Origin of the sequence: Pseudomonas sp. RA_5y_Pfl1_P24 (genome assembly GCF_963970945.1) — a bacterium.
GTDB lineage: Bacteria > Pseudomonadota > Gammaproteobacteria > Pseudomonadales > Pseudomonadaceae > Aquipseudomonas > Aquipseudomonas tritici.
This window is the reverse complement of the sequence record NZ_CAXAOJ010000009.1, coordinates 1-17,160: the sequence shown is the minus strand read 5'-3', so window position 1 is coordinate 17,160 and position 17,160 is coordinate 1. Positions and strand designations below refer to the sequence as shown.

Annotated in this window: 23 protein-coding genes and 3 pseudogenes; 13 read left to right on the top strand and 13 right to left on the bottom strand. The window is 58.6% G+C overall.

Features of this window, described 5'->3' with window-relative positions; translation table 11 throughout:
* Window positions 1-42 precede the first annotated feature (42 nt).
* A complete protein-coding gene (gene dapF / locus AACY30_RS16585; protein ID WP_339540734.1) occupies window positions 43-846 on the top strand; it encodes a diaminopimelate epimerase in 804 nt (267 codons plus the stop codon).
* Here the strand turns inward: dapF and AACY30_RS16580 are convergent.
* Window positions 834-1,083: pseudogene (locus tag AACY30_RS16580) on the bottom strand (PAS domain-containing sensor histidine kinase); the annotation flags it as partial. The gene dapF and the pseudogene AACY30_RS16580 overlap by 13 nt on opposite strands.
* Before the next feature lie 291 nt (window positions 1,084-1,374).
* Between AACY30_RS16580 and AACY30_RS16575 the strand changes: the two are divergent.
* Entirely contained in the window at window positions 1,375-1,926 is a 552-nt protein-coding gene (locus AACY30_RS16575; protein ID WP_339540733.1) for a hypothetical protein, read from the top strand.
* Between the two features lie 15 nt (window positions 1,927-1,941).
* Here AACY30_RS16575 and AACY30_RS16570 read toward each other — a convergent pair whose 3' ends face one another.
* On the bottom strand, window positions 1,942-2,367 hold the full coding sequence (locus tag AACY30_RS16570; protein WP_339437291.1) for a GNAT family N-acetyltransferase: 426 nt from the start codon (window positions 2,365-2,367) through the stop codon (window positions 1,942-1,944).
* A complete protein-coding gene (locus tag AACY30_RS16565; RefSeq protein ID WP_339421324.1) occupies window positions 2,364-2,861 on the bottom strand; it encodes a GNAT family N-acetyltransferase in 498 nt (165 codons plus the stop codon). Before AACY30_RS16565 ends, AACY30_RS16570 begins: the two co-directional genes overlap by 4 nt.
* A gap of 207 nt (window positions 2,862-3,068) precedes the next feature.
* Here AACY30_RS16565 and AACY30_RS16560 point away from each other — a divergent pair, with 207 nt between their 5' ends.
* Window positions 3,069-3,539, top strand: coding sequence for a GNAT family N-acetyltransferase (locus AACY30_RS16560; RefSeq protein ID WP_339540732.1), 471 nt, complete (start codon window positions 3,069-3,071; stop codon window positions 3,537-3,539).
* A 112-nt stretch (window positions 3,540-3,651) separates the two neighbouring features.
* Here AACY30_RS16560 and AACY30_RS16555 read toward each other — a convergent pair whose 3' ends face one another.
* The gene (locus AACY30_RS16555) at window positions 3,652-4,140 is read right to left on the bottom strand and encodes an HIT family protein (protein WP_339540731.1); all 489 of its coding nucleotides are present in this window, start codon (window positions 4,138-4,140) and stop codon (window positions 3,652-3,654) included.
* Between the two features lie 124 nt (window positions 4,141-4,264).
* Here AACY30_RS16555 and AACY30_RS16550 point away from each other — a divergent pair, with 124 nt between their 5' ends.
* A complete protein-coding gene (locus tag AACY30_RS16550) occupies window positions 4,265-4,594 on the top strand; it encodes a DHCW motif cupin fold protein (protein WP_314569705.1) in 330 nt (109 codons plus the stop codon).
* 48 nt (window positions 4,595-4,642) lie between these two features.
* Here AACY30_RS16550 and AACY30_RS16545 read toward each other — a convergent pair whose 3' ends face one another.
* Together AACY30_RS16545 and AACY30_RS16540 are read right to left on the bottom strand one after the other, a co-directional pair.
* Window positions 4,643-5,125, bottom strand: a complete 483-nt coding sequence (locus AACY30_RS16545) for a copper chaperone PCu(A)C (protein ID WP_339540730.1) — start codon at window positions 5,123-5,125, stop codon at window positions 4,643-4,645.
* Complete coding sequence (locus tag AACY30_RS16540; RefSeq protein WP_339468688.1) at window positions 5,125-5,733, bottom strand: SCO family protein; 609 nt, start codon at window positions 5,731-5,733, stop codon at window positions 5,125-5,127. The genes AACY30_RS16545 and AACY30_RS16540 overlap by 1 nt, the downstream gene beginning before the upstream one ends.
* A gap of 181 nt (window positions 5,734-5,914) precedes the next feature.
* On the opposite strand from AACY30_RS16540, the gene AACY30_RS16535 reads away from it, so the two are divergent.
* The gene (locus AACY30_RS16535) at window positions 5,915-6,298 is read left to right on the top strand and encodes a DUF2946 domain-containing protein (protein WP_339540729.1); all 384 of its coding nucleotides are present in this window, start codon (window positions 5,915-5,917) and stop codon (window positions 6,296-6,298) included.
* A gap of 63 nt (window positions 6,299-6,361) precedes the next feature.
* A complete protein-coding gene (locus AACY30_RS16530; RefSeq protein WP_339421264.1) occupies window positions 6,362-6,907 on the top strand; it encodes a putative natural product biosynthesis protein in 546 nt (181 codons plus the stop codon).
* 521 nt (window positions 6,908-7,428) lie between these two features.
* Here AACY30_RS16530 and AACY30_RS16525 read toward each other — a convergent pair.
* Window positions 7,429-7,905 carry a hemerythrin domain-containing protein gene (locus tag AACY30_RS16525; protein ID WP_339468685.1) on the bottom strand — a complete coding sequence of 159 codons (477 nt, stop codon included), beginning with the start codon at window positions 7,903-7,905 and terminating at the stop codon, window positions 7,429-7,431.
* Window positions 7,906-8,184: 279 nt separating this feature from the next.
* On the opposite strand from AACY30_RS16525, the gene AACY30_RS16520 reads away from it, so the two are divergent.
* Window positions 8,185-8,391 (top strand): PLDc N-terminal domain-containing protein, encoded by a 207-nt coding sequence (locus tag AACY30_RS16520; protein ID WP_049712903.1) that lies wholly within the window; start codon window positions 8,185-8,187, stop codon window positions 8,389-8,391.
* Between the two features lie 58 nt (window positions 8,392-8,449).
* Here AACY30_RS16520 and AACY30_RS16515 read toward each other — a convergent pair whose 3' ends face one another.
* Together AACY30_RS16515 and AACY30_RS16510 are read right to left on the bottom strand one after the other, a co-directional pair.
* Window positions 8,450-9,010 carry a type 1 glutamine amidotransferase domain-containing protein gene (locus AACY30_RS16515; RefSeq protein ID WP_339540728.1) on the bottom strand — a complete coding sequence of 187 codons (561 nt, stop codon included), beginning with the start codon at window positions 9,008-9,010 and terminating at the stop codon, window positions 8,450-8,452.
* Window positions 9,011-9,036: 26 nt separating this feature from the next.
* Window positions 9,037-9,540, bottom strand: a complete 504-nt coding sequence (locus tag AACY30_RS16510; RefSeq protein WP_339540727.1) for a DUF4142 domain-containing protein — start codon at window positions 9,538-9,540, stop codon at window positions 9,037-9,039.
* Between the two features lie 196 nt (window positions 9,541-9,736).
* Here AACY30_RS16510 and AACY30_RS16505 point away from each other — a divergent pair, with 196 nt between their 5' ends.
* From AACY30_RS16505 to AACY30_RS16495, 3 genes and pseudogenes are all read left to right on the top strand, one after another.
* Entirely contained in the window at window positions 9,737-9,961 is a 225-nt protein-coding gene (locus AACY30_RS16505; RefSeq protein WP_339540726.1) for a hypothetical protein, read from the top strand.
* A gap of 2 nt (window positions 9,962-9,963) precedes the next feature.
* The gene (locus AACY30_RS16500; RefSeq protein ID WP_339540725.1) at window positions 9,964-10,395 is read left to right on the top strand and encodes a DNA methylase; all 432 of its coding nucleotides are present in this window, start codon (window positions 9,964-9,966) and stop codon (window positions 10,393-10,395) included.
* A 14-nt stretch (window positions 10,396-10,409) separates the two neighbouring features.
* A pseudogene (locus AACY30_RS16495) lies at window positions 10,410-10,839 on the top strand (DUF72 domain-containing protein).
* On the opposite strand, the gene AACY30_RS16490 reads toward AACY30_RS16495, so the two are convergent.
* Window positions 10,804-11,589 carry a DeoR/GlpR family DNA-binding transcription regulator gene (locus AACY30_RS16490; RefSeq protein ID WP_339540724.1) on the bottom strand — a complete coding sequence of 262 codons (786 nt, stop codon included), beginning with the start codon at window positions 11,587-11,589 and terminating at the stop codon, window positions 10,804-10,806. The pseudogene AACY30_RS16495 and the gene AACY30_RS16490 sit on opposite strands and share 36 nt — an antisense overlap.
* A gap of 121 nt (window positions 11,590-11,710) precedes the next feature.
* Here AACY30_RS16490 and AACY30_RS16485 point away from each other — a divergent pair, with 121 nt between their 5' ends.
* On the top strand, window positions 11,711-12,871 hold the full coding sequence (locus AACY30_RS16485; RefSeq protein ID WP_339540723.1) for an alpha-hydroxy acid oxidase: 1,161 nt from the start codon (window positions 11,711-11,713) through the stop codon (window positions 12,869-12,871).
* Window positions 12,872-13,063: 192 nt separating this feature from the next.
* On the opposite strand, the gene AACY30_RS16480 is transcribed toward AACY30_RS16485, so the two are convergent.
* Entirely contained in the window at window positions 13,064-13,990 is a 927-nt protein-coding gene (locus AACY30_RS16480) for an alpha/beta hydrolase (protein ID WP_339540722.1), read from the bottom strand.
* A 160-nt stretch (window positions 13,991-14,150) separates the two neighbouring features.
* Here AACY30_RS16480 and AACY30_RS16475 point away from each other — a divergent pair.
* Together AACY30_RS16475 and AACY30_RS16470 are read left to right on the top strand one after the other, a co-directional pair.
* Window positions 14,151-14,997 (top strand): annotated as a pseudogene (locus tag AACY30_RS16475) (SDR family NAD(P)-dependent oxidoreductase).
* An 11-nt stretch (window positions 14,998-15,008) separates the two neighbouring features.
* The gene (locus AACY30_RS16470; protein WP_049712913.1) at window positions 15,009-15,596 is read left to right on the top strand and encodes an NUDIX domain-containing protein; all 588 of its coding nucleotides are present in this window, start codon (window positions 15,009-15,011) and stop codon (window positions 15,594-15,596) included.
* Between the two features lie 235 nt (window positions 15,597-15,831).
* On the opposite strand, the gene AACY30_RS16465 is transcribed toward AACY30_RS16470, so the two are convergent.
* Together AACY30_RS16465 and AACY30_RS16460 are read right to left on the bottom strand one after the other, a co-directional pair.
* Complete coding sequence (locus AACY30_RS16465; RefSeq protein ID WP_339540721.1) at window positions 15,832-16,245, bottom strand: hypothetical protein; 414 nt, start codon at window positions 16,243-16,245, stop codon at window positions 15,832-15,834.
* A gap of 1 nt (window position 16,246) precedes the next feature.
* Window positions 16,247-17,160 (bottom strand): RHS repeat domain-containing protein (locus AACY30_RS16460; protein WP_339540720.1); only part of this gene is annotated, 914 nt, incomplete at its 5' end.

The following is a 17,160-nucleotide window of genomic DNA, read 5'->3' as shown; positions in this document are numbered from 1 at the left end:
AGTATCCTTCACTCTCCCCGCAGGTCGACCACTGGACAGCCGATGCCCTTGCCGTTCGTAAAAATGCATGCCCATGGCGATGATTTCATGATCGTTGACCGCCGTGGCCTCGACGATCCGATCACCCCGAAAATCGCCCGCCAGTTGGGTAACCGCCACACCGGAATCGGCTTCAACCAACTGGCCGTGCTGCTCGACTGTGAAGACGCCGCCGCACGCATCAAATTCTGGAACCCCAACGGCACGCCATTGGCGACCTGTGGCAGCGCCACCCGTGGTGTGGCCGACCGTTTGATGCATGAGGCCGGCACGGATTCGGTGGTGCTGCGCACTGACCGGGGCCTGCTGACCTGCGCGCGTGCGCCGGGGCGGCAAGTGTCAGTGAACATGGGCGAACCTTCGCTGGAGTGGTCGGCAGTGCCGCTGGCTGAAGCCATGGACACACGCACCTTGCCTCTGGAAGGCAACCCGGCGGCGTGCAGCATGGGTAACCCCCATTGCACGTTTTTCGTGGAAGACATTGCTGTTATCGACGTAGCTGCCCTGGGCCCGACGCTGGAAAATCACCCGCTGTTCCCGGCCAAGACCAATGTGCATTTCGTGCAGGTGCTCGACCGGGGCCATATCCGCCTGCGTATCTGGGAGCGCGGCGGTGGCGTGCCGTTGGGTTCCGGCTCGTGCTGCTGTGGGGCGGTGGTCAACGGGATTCGACGTGGGTTGCTGGATGCCACGGTGCAGGTGCAATGCGACGGCGGCACGGTGACCGTGCACTGGGCAGGCGAGGGCGGTGTGGTGCTGACGGGCAGTGTGGAGCCGGTCATGCAGGGCAGCGTCTACGTGCCCTGAAACTCCACGGTAAACGTGGTGCCGAGTGTGGCACAGGAACTCACCGCCACATCTCCGGCGTGTACCTTGGCCAACTCGCGCAAGATATACAGGCCAAGGCCCACACTGCGTACATCGCTGCATTACCGTGATCGGCTGTTGCAGGTCGCCATAGGCCACGCTGTTGGCCACCCGGTTGCCGATGATCTGCTGCACGCGATCGGCGCTCAGGCTGGCTTCGGCGCTGCCTTCGGGGTGAGGGGGGCAAGTCATGGCTGACGATCGCCACCATTTGCTCGGCAAACAGTGCGCGGCGCTGTTCATCTTTGGCAAGGCCCGCGGCGGGATCGGGTCAAGCTCGGACGACGGTTCACACTCGAGTGCCAGCAGCTCCAGCTCCGGCAGTAGCTCCTCCGGCGCCGGTGGTTCCAGCGGCGGCGGAGCTTGCGGAAGCTGGTAGTGGCTGCCGCTAATCGCCAGTGGCATTCACCTCAAGATATTCGCGATGATGTCGATAGGATCTCATCGCTCACAAGGACAGTCCTCCCGATGAAACTGCTGAAACTCGCTGCCGTATTGACCCTCCCACTGCTCGGCGCCTGTTCCGACTACCACTACAAAAACTACCAGGGCGACTGGGCCCCGGAAAAAATTCACTCGGTCGACCTGTCCAACAACGCGCCGGACGCGGTGCTCGTGTACTTCGACACCTGGCGCGAGCGCGAGCTGGGCGTGCCGTTCCACCGCCTGGTATTGGCCGTCGAAGTAGATGGTCAACCGCTGCCCGGGGCAGGACGTCGCTCGATCCTCGACGTCAGCGGTGAGCAAGCCCTCAAACTCACGCCGGGCAAGCACTCGCTGCGCTGGTGCAACGTGTCGATGAACGCCCTGGGTACTGGTGGCGCGTTCTGCAACAAAGGCGCGGACGACGTCGACTTCAAAGCCGGCCAGCGTTACGTGGTGACCTATCGCCTGACGGCCAGCACCAAAGGTATCGGGCCTGTGGGGCCGAACTACAGCACTGAATACCGCACCTATTCGAGCATCCGGAACCTGGACACCCAGGAAGTGATTTTTCCGTTGCCGGGTGAGGAAGAATAACCCCGCCGGTGCGCGTCACAACACCTTAGACAGAAACACCCGGCTGCTGCCCTGCGGTTCGCACGGTATCTCGCCGAACCGCACCCAGCCATGCTTCTCGTAAAACCCCGGCGCCTGGAAACTCAGGGTATATAGCATCGCGTTAGCACAACCCCGGCGCCGGGCCTCATCTTCGAAGGCTTGCAGCAACTGGCTGCCGAGCCCTGTGCCGCGCAGCGAATCGGGCAGGTGGAACAGGTCGAGGAAGGCCATGCCCAAGGTGGTCTTGCCGGTGATGCCGCCGAGGATTTGCTGGGTGTCGGGGTCCTTGATCAGCACCGTGAGCAAGCGGCGATCGTTGTAGCCGGTGATGGCTTCGTTGAAGGCAGCGAGGCCATGGCCCAAGATGCGCTCTGCGTCGGGGTTGGGTTGGTCGCTGACTTCAATACGCGGTGCGTTCATCCCTGGAGCGCCATTTCCATTTCATGCCACGCCATCCCACCGTGATCCGACGGCGAAGGGCGCACATAGCGATAGCCCATGCGCTCGTACAGCGGCACGTGCCGCTCCTTGCACATCAAGTGAATCGTCTGCTTGCCCATCCCGCGCATGCGCTGCACAAACTCGGTCATCAACGCCGTGGAATACCCCTTGCCCTGATGCGCCGGGTCGACCACCACCGACATGATCACCACATTCGGCGCCTCGGCCGAATGCCCCACCAACTCCTTGAATGCCTCGTCCGACATCACCACGTTATGAGCGCAGCCGCAGTTGATAAAACCTACCACCTCGCCATCGGCTTCCAGAATCAGAAAGCCCTGCGGATACTGCGCAATGCGCGTGGCGATTTTTCCCAGGGTGGCGGCTTCGTCGCCTTCGTAGGCGGTGGTTTCGATCTCGAAGCAACGCGGGGCGTCAGCGGGGAGGGCGTTGCGGAAAGTGAGTGCGGGCATGGGGTGTCCAGGGGGTGTTGAGCGAAAGGCCACATCATAGGCATCAGGCAAGATCACTGCCAGTCATGCTGCCGCCTTCGCGGCCTCGCTAAAGCTCGACGGCTCCCACAGGGGACTGCATCGCCTGTACAGTTCGACGATCAAAATGTGGGAGCTGTCGAGCTTTAGCGAGGCTGCGAAGACGGCGGATTATGGAGGGAGAGTGAAGTGCTGGAGATAAAACGGGCTACCCCGGAGGATGCGCAGGTGGCGTTCGACATCCGTTTGCAGGCCATCCGCAGCCAGTGCATCGGCGCTTACACGCGCGAGCAAATGATGCTGTGGACGAGGGGAAAGGCCGAGGATGGCTACGGCGTGCTGATGGATAAACTGTTTTACCTGGGGCAGGTAAACGGTCAGGCGGTAGCCACTGGAATGCTCGACTTGGACAACAACGAAGTGGGCGCGCTGTTTGTACTGCCCGAATTCACCGGGCGTGGGTATGGCAAGGCGATGCCCAATCACCTTGAGAGCGTGGCGCGCGAGCTGGAGATTGAAACCGTGGTGCTGGATGCGACGTTGAACGCAGCGACGTTCTATCGAGCCTGCGGCTACGTGGGGGACAAGCAGGCGATTTACCACTCGCCCTCGGGGTTAGCGTTAGTGTGCATCCCGATGACAAAACGGCTGAGCGCCTGACTGAGCACGGTTCCCGATGTGGGGGCTGGTTTGCCGGTGAGTCAGGCGACGAAAATGTTGGGAATGCTGCCGCCTTCGCAGCCGCGCCGGAGCTCGACAGCGCCAATGTTCATCACATCGACCGAAAAGCCGCGCGCAACCGCGCAATCACTGGGTAGATTGATTCCCCCTGGACCTGCGGCGGCGTAATGCTCTCGCCAAATTCGCGCCACACAAACAGCGTCAGTTCGGCCCCGTCGGTCAGGGCCCGCGCGGGAGGCTGCGCGCCAAAACCCTGCAGAACCCGATATCGCTCATCCCGCCAAAACGCGTCCTCCACCCAGTCGTACACCGGGATGAAATGAAAATGCAGCGGGAATCCCGGCATGTGCCCATAGCGGCTGATGTACAGCCATTTCGGCTTGAACTGCGCCTCCATCACCCGTTGGATCTTCGCAAGCAAACCGCCCAACTCGGCCAGTGCCGCTTCCGGCATCTCCGCCAGGGAGTGGATTGGCGCTTTGGCACCCAGCATCAGGTACCCCGGCAATGCGGAAGCCACGTGATGGTTGAGGCGCCAGTGTTCGGTTTGGTGGAGGACGAAGGCAGGGTCGATCTGCATAAGCGTATCCATGGGAGCAGGACCGGCAGAATACCTGTATCCCACAAATGCGGTCGATCTGTGTCTATCGCACGCGGCACCAGGTGAATAGCCTCAAAGGCTTTCAACCACCACCGAGCCCACCATGGATCTCACCGCCGTCCCCTTTGGCACCACCGATTGGTCCACCCTCGAACCCAGTATCCACCCTGGCGTCACCGGCAGCGCCTTGTGGCGCACCTGTCACTTTGGTACCACTCGGGTGCGCATGGTCGAGTACACGCCCGGCTACCTGGCGGATCACTGGTGCTGGCGCGGGCATGTGCTGTTGTGCCTTGAAGGCGAGTTGCACACGGAGCTGGAAGATGGCCGCCAGTTCACACTGACAGCTGGAATGAGTTACCAGGTGGGCAATGACATGGAAGGGCATCGCTCATCGACGGGCGTCGGGGCGAAGCTGTTTATCGTGGACTAAACCGTCATTCTCCTTAGGCGCGAGCAGGCTCGCGCCTACGGTCTTCCATCAATGCATCTTGCTGTGGTCCATATGGCTATGGTCCATGCCATCCAGCCCACGCGCCTTGGCGTTGACGTCGACAGTCTGCTTTTCACCCTTGGCATTTTGCACGGTGAGGGTCAGCGGCACCTGGTCGCCTTCCTTGATCTGGCCGGTCAGGCCCATCAGCATCACGTGGTAACCGTTGGGGTCTAGGGTCACGGCTTTGCCGGCAGGCAGTGCCACCGAATCCACCGGGCCCATGCGCATCACGTCGTCCTTCATGCTCATTTCATGGATCTGCACGTCCTTGGCCACGGGCGAGGCCACGCTCAGCAGTTGGCTGTCGCTGTCGGCCGTGACGGTCATGAACGCACCGCTGGAAGGCTGGCCCGGCACGGTGGCGCGCACCCAGGCGTCGGTCACTTGCACCTGGGCGCTGGCGTGCGCTGCGAGGCCGAGCAGGGTCAGGCCGAACGTCAGGCGTTTGAGGTGTTGAACGGCAGTCATTAGCAGACCTCCATGACGGTGAGCAGGTCTTCTGCGCACTCTTTAGCGGTAAGGGATGCCCGCAGGCCCAGGCGCAGGTTGCCACGGGTATCGAACACGAAGCTGGTGGCGGTGTGGGACAGGGTGTAGGTGTCGCCGGCGGGGATCTTTTCATAAAAGATGCCGAATTCCTTGGCGGCCACGGCGATTTCTTCCGGGGTGCCATACAGCGCTTCGAAGCTGGGATCGAAGGCCTTGACGTACTTGTCGAGAATCTCGGGGGTGTCGCGTTCCGGGTCCAGGGTGATAAACACCACCTGCATGATTTCGCCGTCGCGGCCCATCAGCTTCTTGGCCTGGGCGGCACGCGCCAGGGTGGTCGGGCACACGGCCGGGCACTGGGTGAAACCAAAGAACACCACCGGCATCAGGCCACGATACGAACTGAGGGTGACGGTTTCGCCGGCGGTGTTCTTGAGCTTGAAGGTGCGACCCATGATCTTGTCGCTCAAGTCCTTGCCGTACTTGAAGTTCAGCTTGGGGCTGTAGTCACAGCCGCCCAGCAGGCTGCCCAGGCCCAGAAGGCCCATGCCGGTCAGCACTTTGCGGCGGGTGAATAGCGTACTCATCGACGGTGCGTCCTGTGAAACGCCTGCATTGCTCTGGATCTACACATCAGGCTTTGAAAAGGAGTAAAGGAGGAGGGCGCCAAGTCTACCAACCCTGGCGGCGACACGTAATCTGCGACGTTCTGTCACAGGGGCGTGCCGTGCTTCATCCTTTTGTGGCTCTGGTGGTAGAGTCGCCGCCATGAAATTGAGCCACCCCGACCGTTCACTGATCGCCTGGGCCCTGTACTTTTGCGTGCTGATGAACCTGTTCGTCTGCGGTTTGGGTCATGGACAGATGATGGGCCAGACACTCAATGGCGTCGGCGGGGCGTTCTGTTCGGTGGATGGCAGCCAGGCGCCAGTTTCCGACAACGGGTTGGGCAGCCCGTCTTCCAGCAACATCTCGAACTACTTTGCTTGCCCAGTTTGCAATGCGTTGACGCTTGCGCTGGTGTTTCTGGTCGGCCTGGCCTGGCTGTTAGGCCTGGGACGAACGCCACGTCCGGCCCATGAACGACGCAACAAGGCGCCGCCGCGTTATTCCTGGCCCTCGGCGAACCCCCGCGCTTCACCTGCATTCTGACGTCCGCCCCGGGGCCTCCTGAAACCAGGAGGCGCTCCATCGTCATGACTGTGAGTGCGTTTCATGAACCTCCTACTGCCTGCAGGCGCCAGCCGCCTGGTCAGCAAGGCGTCCCGTCGCCTGCGCGCGGAACCTGTTCCGCCTGAATACCCCAGTAATTCGCGTAACTTCGTGCATCTGGATGCGCGCCTTTTGCCCTATTGGCACACCCTGTTCGATATCTGCCCGGCGCTGCTCAAACTCGACCCGCCCGAGGGCCTCAACCTGTTTCGCAGCTTCATGACCTGGGCCTATCGCAACCGGCCGCCGCTGGATTGGACCTACCACTTGAATGTCTGCCGCTGGCTGCTGGGCTCGGTCTATGGGGCGCAGATCGATGATGAGCCGATCGAGGCGTTCATGGCGGCGGCGGCCGCGGGCTGGGTCAATACGGACGAAAGCCAGGCCCAGGGTGTGGTCCTGGCCTGGCAGTCGTCGCGGGTTTTCGATTGGAAACACGCTCAGCGTACCGGGACCGAGCACCCGGCGCTGCCACCGCCACCCTGGGATTTTGCCTGGAGCCCGTTGAAAGCGTCGTGTGACTTCAGTGGGTGGTTGCCGGTGCCTTGAGCGGCTGCCGAGCGCGTCCCAACAGCTCCGCCTTGATCTGCATCAAGGCGCGATGCCGATCAAGGAGGTCGGGTGTGAGCGTCGTCCGCCGGTAAGGAGTCGCCTATGGTCGAGCCTTTTCCGCTTCACTCCAAGCACCCGTCACCGGTCACGGATGAACCGTCAACTGCCTGTGCGGGGTGCTTCCTGGCTGTCTCTATGGCTATCGGCGGGCTTAGCCCGCTTGCTCGGCGGTCTGTCGGTGGCTTTGGTTTTTTTGTCGCTGTCTGAGGGGCTGCTGGGGTAGGTCCCAGGCGGCAGGGCGGAACCGGCGTCTCTGTCGCCAGTCAAGGCGTTAGCGGCAGGCTCGGGGTTATCACCAAAGGCGGCGAGGGCGGGGCCGGCGAGCAAGGCTGAGAGGCCGACGATAAGAAAAATCCGTTGGGACGATCTGGTCTGCATGACGCAATCCCCTATCGGGTGGGTACATCCAGAAACAGCCCCGAAGCCTGGATCACGTCCAGGCTTCGGTCATGCTCCGATCAAGCCGCCATTGGCTTGGCCGACTGCGCCTTTTTATGCGCGGCCTTCATGGCTTCCATTTCAGCGCCCAACTCTTCCAGCAGCGCCTTACCCAGCAGTTTTTTAGCCTGGGGGAACATCTCGGTTTCCTCTTCTTCGATATGGTGCTCCAGCAACTCCTTGACCACTTTGACGCGGCCGGAAAACTCTGTTGTCGAAGGCTCAGTCTGCTTCAAGTCAGGCAGCACCAGCGAGTCGACGGTGCGATGCTCTTCCTTGGCTTCGTGGTACATGATGTCCTGTTCCTTGCCACCGGCCTTTCTGAAAGCCGGGTACAGAATCTCTTCTTCCAGCTTGGTGTGCAGGCTGATTTCTGCTTCCAGCTTGGCCAGTAGCTCAGTGCGCTTTTTAACCCCGCGTTCGGTTGACTCACTCAATTGAGTCAACAGGGCCTTCACGCGTTCGTGGTCGGCTTTAAGCAGGTCAATGGCATTCATGGGTGACACCTCACGGGAGAATCAGGCGTGTCGAATTGCACGCCTCGTCTTGAGGAGACATTGCATCAGGTGTACCAAGCTGAGCCTTTTCTGAATATTTAAATAAATCATGCGGTTAGCGGCTAGATAACGGGCCGGTTGTCGTGCAGCTTGCATGGTTGCCTGCGTGGAGGGTTGCATTCCACCATGAATGGCGGGCGTATTAGCCGTTGCAGGTAATTTAAATGAACCCTCAGCGCCGATGCTTGACCTAATGCACAAGACCTCAGGAGGTGACTCATGCAATTAGAATATATCTGGATCGGTTTGGCCGTGATTTTGCTGCTCGCAGAACTGTGGGCGATTAACGTTGTGTTGCGCAGCACGAGTGGCTGGGAGACTAAGGGGTTGTGGCTGATAATCCTGATCTTTGTGCCGCTGTTTGGGTTGATTGCATGGGCAATGTTCGGGCCGAAACGTGAGATGCCCGAGCAGCATCGAGGCTAAAACAGAGGTAAAAAAACAGGCGCCCATTGGGCGCCTGTTTGCGTTCAAAGCCACCTGTTCAGCCTGCGACAGCCTTGGCAATCGTGTCGTTGAACGCCGGCAAGTCGTCCGGCATGCGCGAGGTAATCAGCGTCCAGCCATTGGCTGTGCACGTCTTGGTCTCGGCATCGACCCAATCCGCCGCGCCGGCATTGACCAAGTCGGTGCGCACACTCTTATACGAGGTCAGGGTCTTGCCCTCGATCACGCCCGCATCGATCAGAGCCCATGGTCCGTGGCAGATCGCCGCCACGGTTTTACCCGCCGTGACGAATTCGTTGATCAACGTTAAGGCAGCTGCATCCTGGCGCAAGGTGTCGGCATTGACGGTGCCACCGGGGATTACCAGGGCATCGAAGTCCGCCCCGGACAGTTCGGACAGCTTGGCGTCCGACTCTACGGTGCGGTCCTTTTCGGTGTCGCCGACAAACGTCTGGGTGGTGCCGCCCTCACTGGATCCATGGGTCACCGTAGCGCCAAAACCGCGCAGCGCTTCCAGGGGCTTAAGCAGTTCGTCGCGTTCGATACCCGTGTTGGAGGTGATGATGAGGATGTTCTTGCCGTTGAGTTGCGAGCTCATGTTCGAGTGCCTCCTGAGTCGTGGGGTTACTTGGCGTATTTGGCTTGCAGATCCTTGGCGGCCTTCAGGTGAGCTTCAAGGGTTGGCAGAGTCTTGGTGGCGAAGGCCTTCAACTCGGCATTGTCCGAAGACATGGATTCTTTCTTGAACAGCTCGACGGTTTTTTCATGGGCGGCGACCTGATTGTTGGCGTAGGCCTCGTCAAACGATTCGTCGCGCATTTCCAGGATGGCTTTCTTAGCCTTATCCGTCAGGGCAGCATCATCCGGTACTTCGATGTCGAGCTTTTTAGCCAGGGTCGCCAGTTCCTGATTCGCCTTGGTGTGTTCAGTCACCATGTGTTGGGCAAAGGTCTTCACATCAGCCGAACTGCTCTTTTGCAGGGCCAGCTTGCCCGCTTCGATTTCGGTGATGCCACCTTCGGCCGCATTGTCGACAAAGCTATTGGACGTTGCCGCCATGGCGATCGAAATTGAGCCTGCAACCAGTACGAAGGTCAGGCCCATTTGTTTCATTAACTGAGTAGTCATGGTGTGGCTCCTTAAAGGTGGCGTGATGCCGTTACCTGAGTGTTGAGGGGGTGGCTGTGCAAAAGGTTTAATTTAATTCGCGCTTATTTCGCCAGTGGCCGTGCCCGGTTGAATTCTTGAACTATCGAAATTCAGTGGCCTCTGCTGCTTAGGTGCCCGCGGATTTTTGCGGGCTGGAACTGCCAGGAGATTGACCATGACCGATCACAAAAACGCTGACAAAACCCCAGACCCGATCAGCTCAGAAAACGTGCAGAAAGGCATTGAACAGCCATCCAAGGGGCAGACTCTGGACCGTCCGAACCCCAAGACCGAAACCATCGATAAAGTGCTGACACCGACTTCGATCAAAGAGACCGAGCGCCAGACCGATGCGATTAACGAGCAGGCCGACAAAGCCGAGAGCAAGTTGGGGCACTAGCCATGGCTCGGGCGATTACCGCGCCTGAGTTGGGCATCGAGCTCAAGCCTGACGATGACGCTAGCCTGTTCAAATGGTTTATCGCCAGCTTCTTGATGGGCAAGCGGATTCAGGCGCCAATCGCTGCGCAGGCCTACAAGGTGATCGTTGAAGAACAAGGTCGCGACACTGCACGCAAGTTGCAGCACTGCACTTCACGGGAATTGGTCGTCATGTTAGGGCGTGCTCACTACGTGCGTTACGACGAAACCACCGCGCAGCGCTTGCTGGACCTCAGTGCCAAGCTGAATGCCGAGTACGCTGGCAAGCTCACCCAGATGCGCAGTGCCAGTAAAGACCGCCAGGCGTTTGAAAAGCGCCTCGGGGAATTCGACGGCGTAGGACCTAAAACCATCGAGATTTTCATGCGTGATGCGGCGCCGGTGCTGTTTTAACCACGTCGCTTTTTGTGGGATGCGCGGGCTGGAGTTTACCGCGTGAGCATTGGCCGGCATTTGTGGCCGAGGGCACGCATTTGCAGCGCTATGCGTCACGCTTCAATGCGGGTGCTTGAGCCGCGTTACGCTACCTGGCTCGCAGCTGAGGTAATGTTGCAGGATTTTGAAATTGGCAGGGTTGCCGCTGATCCTGCTGTGATTGAAACCGGAGCCTTGCCCGGCGGTTGGCGGGGCGTGATTTATTGGCGCCTGCATGGATCACCGCGTATCTATCACAGTGCTTATGGCTCTGAGCGAGTGCAGGCATTTGCGCAGGCATTGGTTCAGGCTACCAACGCCGGCACTCCCACGTGGTGCATCTTCGACAATACCGCCAGCGGGCATGCGACGCCCGACGCCTTGTCCCTACTCGACCTCTACTCGCAACACTTCCAAGCCTAACTGCTCATACGCCTCCACACTCGGCACATGCCATTCGGTAATCAGCGTATGAATGCGGCTGCAGGGCGCCACCACAAAGGGCTCCACCGCACCGAGCTTGTCCGCCATGGTCACCGCCACTACATGGGAGGCGCTGTCGAGCAAGGCTTGCTTGACCGCCACTTCATCAAAATGCAGCGAGCTGATGCCCACTTGCGGATGCAGCGCGCACACCCCGGTAAACAGCAGGTCGGCCTTTATGCTTTGGATAAGGCGCACAGTTTCGTGGCCGTTGGTGGAGAGCGTCGCGGGGTTGAGTTGGCCACCGGTGAGGATCACTTTTACATCGGGGTGGTCGGCCAATGCGATGGCGATCAAGGGCGACGTTGTGACCACGGTCAGGCGAATCGAGCGGGGTAATGACTGCGCGATCTGCAGCGTTGTGGACCCGGAATCGAACAGCACGATCTGGCCATCTTGCACGCGGTCGGCCGCCAGTCGGGCGAGGCGGCGCTTGGCCTCGTTGGTTTCGCCAACGCGGGTGAAAAAGTCTTTGCCAGTGTCCTTGGGCCGAGGCAGGGCGCCGCCGTGCACGCGTTGCAACAGACCGGCGGCGGCGAGTTCGCCGAGGTCCCGGCGGATGGTGTCTTGGGATACGGCAAAGTGGTCCACCAATTCCGAGGCGGTGACTTTGCCGTCGCGTTCCAGCAACAACAGGATCTTCTGTTTGCGCAAAGAAGGCAGGTCAATGGCGTGATGAGTGTTGTGCATGGTTTTGCGTCATTTTGCGTGTTTATGCAAGATTATGCGTCTGCCGATATAAACGCAATGGCTGGTTGAGCAGCCGATGGGCGGTTACTCTCACTGTTCAGTTCAGGGAGAGGTGACTTAGATGTCGTTGATTACAACCATCGAAGATTTACGCAAGCTCGCGCAAAAACGTGTCCCACGGATGTTCTACGACTACGCCGACTCCGGCTCCTGGACTGAGAGTACCTACCGGGCGAATGAAAGCGATTTTGCCAGCATCAAATTCCGCCAGCGGGTGGCGCGCAATATCGACGAGCGCTCGATCCGTGCCAGCATGATCGGCCAGGACATGGCCATGCCGGTGGCGCTGGCGCCGACCGGATTGGCCGGCATGCAGCATGCCGATGGCGAGATCCTGACCGCCCGCGCGGCTGCCGCGTTTGGCCTGCGCTACACCTTGTCGACCATGAGTATCTGCTCCCTGGAAGACATCGCTGAACACGTCGGCCAGCCGTTCTGGTTCCAGTTGTATGTGATGCGCGATCGCGCTTTTATCGAACACTTGATCGAGCGCGCCAAGGCTGCCGGCGTGGATGCGTTGGTGCTGACCCTCGACCTGCAGATACTCGGGCAACGCCACAAGGACTTGATCAACGGCCTCTCGGCACCGCCCAAGCTGACCCTGCCGAATATCCTCAACATGGCCACCAAGCCGCGTTGGGTGATGGGCATGCTGGGCACCAAGCGCCGTGGTTTCGGCAATATCGTCGGGCATGTGAAAGGTGTGGCGGACATGAGTTCACTGTCTTCCTGGACGGCCCAGCAATTCGACCCGCGCCTGAGCTGGGACGATGTGGAGTGGATCAAGAAGTGCTGGGGCGGCAAGTTGATCATCAAGGGCATTCTCGATGTAGAAGATGCGCGCCTGGCTGCGAGTTCCGGCGCCGATGCACTGGTGGTGAGCAATCACGGCGGTCGCCAGCTGGATGGCGCGCCGTCGAGCATCAGCCAACTGCCGGCAATCGTGGAGGCGGTGGGAGAGCGTATTGAAGTGTGGCTCGACGGCGGCATTCGTTCTGGCCAAGACGTGCTTAAGGCGATGGCGTTGGGTGCAAAGGGCACCATGATCGGTCGGCCGCATTTGTATGGCCTGGGTGCGATGGGCGAGGCGGGCGTGACCAAGGCACTTGAAATCATCGCCCGTGAGTTGGACGTGTCGATGGCGCTGTGTGGGTATAACGATATACGCGATGTGAATCGCGAGATTTTGTTGCCCGGCACATTTCCAGAAAACTTTTATTGAGCAAAAAAAACGTAAAAATATGAAAAGAGTTGTCCACGAAAACCGTGGGTATCTCTGTGGATAACTTTGCGAAGCCCCGACAGGGTTGGCGATTTAAGCCAAGATCAATATTTGATCAACTTCTGACTTGGCCCAGCATGGGCTGGGTTTGCGCTTGACAGGCAAGCGCGAATCCAGTGCCGGAATGTGTTTTCAAGACTCGCCGTTGCGGCCTGTGGCGTGCGTGACAACCTGGGGTGGCATCTTCGCTTGCATCAGTTTGTCCAACGCCTGGCCATAACTGCGACCGCCCAGGCTCATGCTGTTGTTATGGCTGGCGCCGGGTACCAATAACAGCCGTTTGGGTTCCTGGGCGGCTTCAAACAATTGTTGGCTGAAACGCGGCGGCACGTAGCGGTCGTCTAGGCCATGCACCACCAGCAACGGCATATGGATATCGGCAATCTTGTCGATGGAGTCGAATTTCTGCGACAGCAGCCAGCGCACCGGCAACGAACTATTGGCCACCGCCGTGGCTACATCTGCCAGCGAGGTAAAGGTGGATTCAATCACCAAGCCGCGAACTGGCAGTGGTGTTTGTTTGCCTAACTCGGCGGCCAGGTCGATGGCCACCGCGCCGCCCAGGGAGTGCCCGTAGATCAGGCGTTTGCTGGGGTCAGGTTGCAGCACCTGGAAGCGTTCCCAGGCAATTCGAGCGTCTTCATACACGCTGGTTTCTGACGGAAGCTCGCCGTGGCTCTGGCCGAAACCGCGGTAGTCGATGGCCAGCACCGAGTAGCCCAGGGCGTGCAATTGCTCGATGCGAAACAGTTGCCCGGTGAGGTTCCAGCGTACGCCGTGCAGGTAGAGGATCGCGGGTGCGTCCTTCTTGTCCGCCGGGTACCACCAGCCATGTATGTTCTGCCCCGATTTGAAACTGGCGGGTTTGAGTTCGAACTCCTGCACGGCCTTAGGTAAGCCGCTGTACCAGCTGGCGGTACCTGGCTCGATGCGAAACACCAGTTCGCGTTCCTTGTGCTGCAGCACGGTGCACCCCACCGGCAGGCCTACGATCAACAACGTCATGCACAACAGCGGAAACCAGCGCAGGCTCAGGCGCGAGAAAAAACGAGAGGGCATGAAGTTTCCAGAGAAAAGGTGAAGCAGGGTTTTTACCAGATGGCCCACACAGGCAGGAATTAATTCGACAGCCGTCCACGCGGATTGCTTGCAAAGTGTTACAGCATTGAACAATGCGTGCACGGATTGTTAGGGTGGGGCCGAACAGGAGAGCAAGCACATGGATTTCACAGGCAAAACCGCAATCGTCACTGGCGGCGCACGCGGGTTGGGACTCAGCTATGCACGGGCACTGGCCCAAGGCGGCGCGCAAGTGGTGATCAGCGATATCGGCGCCGACAACGCCGGCTCAGGCAGCGATGCCTCGGTGGTGCAGTCGGCGGCAGAGGCCTTGCAGGCCGAAGGCTTGACTGTTATCGGCCATGGCGGTGACTTGTCCACGAACGAGGGCTGCCAACAACTGGTTGCGTTCGCCATCGAGGCATTCGGCCAACTCGATATCCTGATTCACAACGCGGGCTGGGTGGGTTACCAGAACATCGCCGACATCGACGTTGCGTTCCTGCAACGTGCCATGGATATCAACCTCTACGCACCACTCTGGTTGTGCAAGCACGCCTGGCCGCATCTGCTGCGTTCATCTGCGCCGCGCATCCTCCGACCGCGCCATGTATGCGCAATATGAACAGACCGGCCTGGTGGCCTACAGCGCAGGCAAGATGGCGCAACTGGGGATGATGAACGCGTTGAGCCATGAAGGCTTTGATGCGGGGATCAGAGTCAATGCGATCTCGCCGGTCGCCAAGACGCGCATGTGGGGCGTGACCGAAGAACCGGATGAACTCAAGCCGGAGTGGGTGACGCCGGGGGTTGTGTTCCTTGCATCAACGCAGTGCGACGACACGGGTTACATTCTGCGCGCCAGCAACGGGCAATTCACCGCCACGCGCTTTACGGAAAATCCCGGTGTGGAATACCCCCGTGATTTGGCCCGAATCAAAGCCCGAAGCGCAGAAGAAGTCGCTGCCGCCTGGGGTCGCATCAAACAAACGCAGACACTTTCTTGAGAAAACCGATCATGGATAACAGCCCCGTTCGCATCACCGCAGAAGAGACACTCTCGGAAAACTGGTACCTGCTGAAAAAATACAGCTTCGACCTGCGCCGCCGCGACGGCAGCTGGCAAGCCCAGACCCGCGAGGTATACGACCGCGGCAATGGCGCGACCATCCTGCTGTACAACCGCGAGCGGCGCACCGTGTTGTTGATTCGCCAGTTTCGGATGCCGACGTTCGTCAATGATTACCACGGATACCTGATCGAAGCGGCGGCGGGGTTGCTCGACAATGCCAGTCCCGAAGAACGTATTCGCCTGGAAGCGGAAGAAGAAACCGGTTATCGCGTGGGGCATGTGGAGAAGGTTTATGCGGCGTTCATGAGCCCGGGCTCGGTGACGGAGCGGATTCACTTTTTCATCGGTGAATATCAACCGGGGGATCGGGTTGGCAGCGGCGGCGGGCTGGAAGAAGAGGGCGAGGATATCGAGGTGCTGGAGCTTGGCTTTGAGCAAGCGCTGGCGATGGTGCAAAGCGGAGAGATTGCGGACGGGAAGACCATCATGCTGTTGCAGCATCTGGAGTTGCGGATGTTGAAAGAGGGATGGTGAGTCAGCTTTGTCTGGCGAACAGGTCTGCCGTGGTTATCACGCTATTGTAGTGAGCAGGCTTGCCCTGCGCTGGGCTGCTGCAGAGCAGCCCCACAACAGGCGATGCCTAACCACCTGAAGAAACTCCATTACCCTGACTGGGGCCGCTTCGCAGCCCAACGCGAGCAAGCTCGCTCGCCACACGGTTCGTATAGGTCTGAAAGTTTAATGTTATTTCATATTTATAAGGAGGAACTTAGTCGAATTTCTCGTAATCTTCTGCGCCTAATGACTTTAACCACTTTTTAAAGAAATTAATCTGTTCTTGTGGGTCGTTTGTGAGGTTGTTTTCTTCGTAATCAAATAGTTTGACTATGTCGTTCTGGGTCGCTTGTTTACCTAAGGTTATTTCATATGCGACGAGACCTGCGCTCATTTGTGAGGCCATTCTTGACGGCATGACGTTTATTTTTGCGCCTTTACACAGGAACGTTATGTGAGGGAACTCTGACCTGATTTTTGCTAGGCAGATATAAATATCTTTACCTTGATAAATTTTTTTAAAATTATCAGCTTCTGAAAAAGTCATGATTAGCTTGTCTTGATCATACTTGACTGTAACTTCCGTGCGTTTATTGTCGATGACTGCTTTTATTTTTTGGATTTGCATTTTATTTCCTGTTCGGGTTTGGTATTGAATACCCTACGTAGCTGCCGTCAGGCTTCACAAGTGTTACACCCAAAACATCTTCTGGATGTATTTTGTGGTGGACTGCGAATTCTTTTTCGTTAGGAAATGGATTTGATTTTCCGAGTTCCAAACTGACATCGTGTCCCGATATGCTTTTTATAACATATAAATATCCTTGTCTCGTACCGTACCCAGTTGCGAAGTCGGTTGCGGCGGCCCTAGAAGGCGAAGTGCTTATGAAGTTGCTCGGAGGATCGTTGCTATTTATTGCGTGCAGATACAGGTCGTTGCTTTCCCCCTTGCTTTTGAAACCCTTTGCAAAAACTTCATCCGGATGCTTTCTGTCCCCTCGAAATAAATAGTCCTCGTCATCAGTTGTTTGAGGTGGTTGAGGTTCTGCTTTATTGGTTTTTGCTTTCGCGGATGGTTCATCAACGGTAGTAACAGGTTTACAGATACCCCCACCCGGACATGTGTTCAAGCCCAGCGGATCTATCCACCCCGTGGGATTGGGCACGTACTGGTACGCATTGATCCCACCCGCCAGCTTCACCGGATCCGGCGTCAGGTAGCGGCCAACATCCGGATTGTAGTAGCGATGGCGGTTGTAATGCAGCCCACTTTCCTGGTCAAAGTACTGGCCTTGGAAGCGCAGCGGGTTGTCGACTTTTCCTATGTCCAGGCGGCTGATTTCGCCGTAGGCGCGGTAATGCGCGGACCAGATGATTTCGCCATCCGGGTCGGTGAGTTCCTGTGGGGTGCCGAGGTGGTCGAGTTGGTAGTGGTAGGGCTTGGTGTCTTTTGGGCCGAAGCCTTCCAGCAGCGCCAACGGACGGAAGCTGTCGGGTTCGTAGAGGTAACTGCGGTGGCGGTCCGCGTGGTGTTCGGCGATGA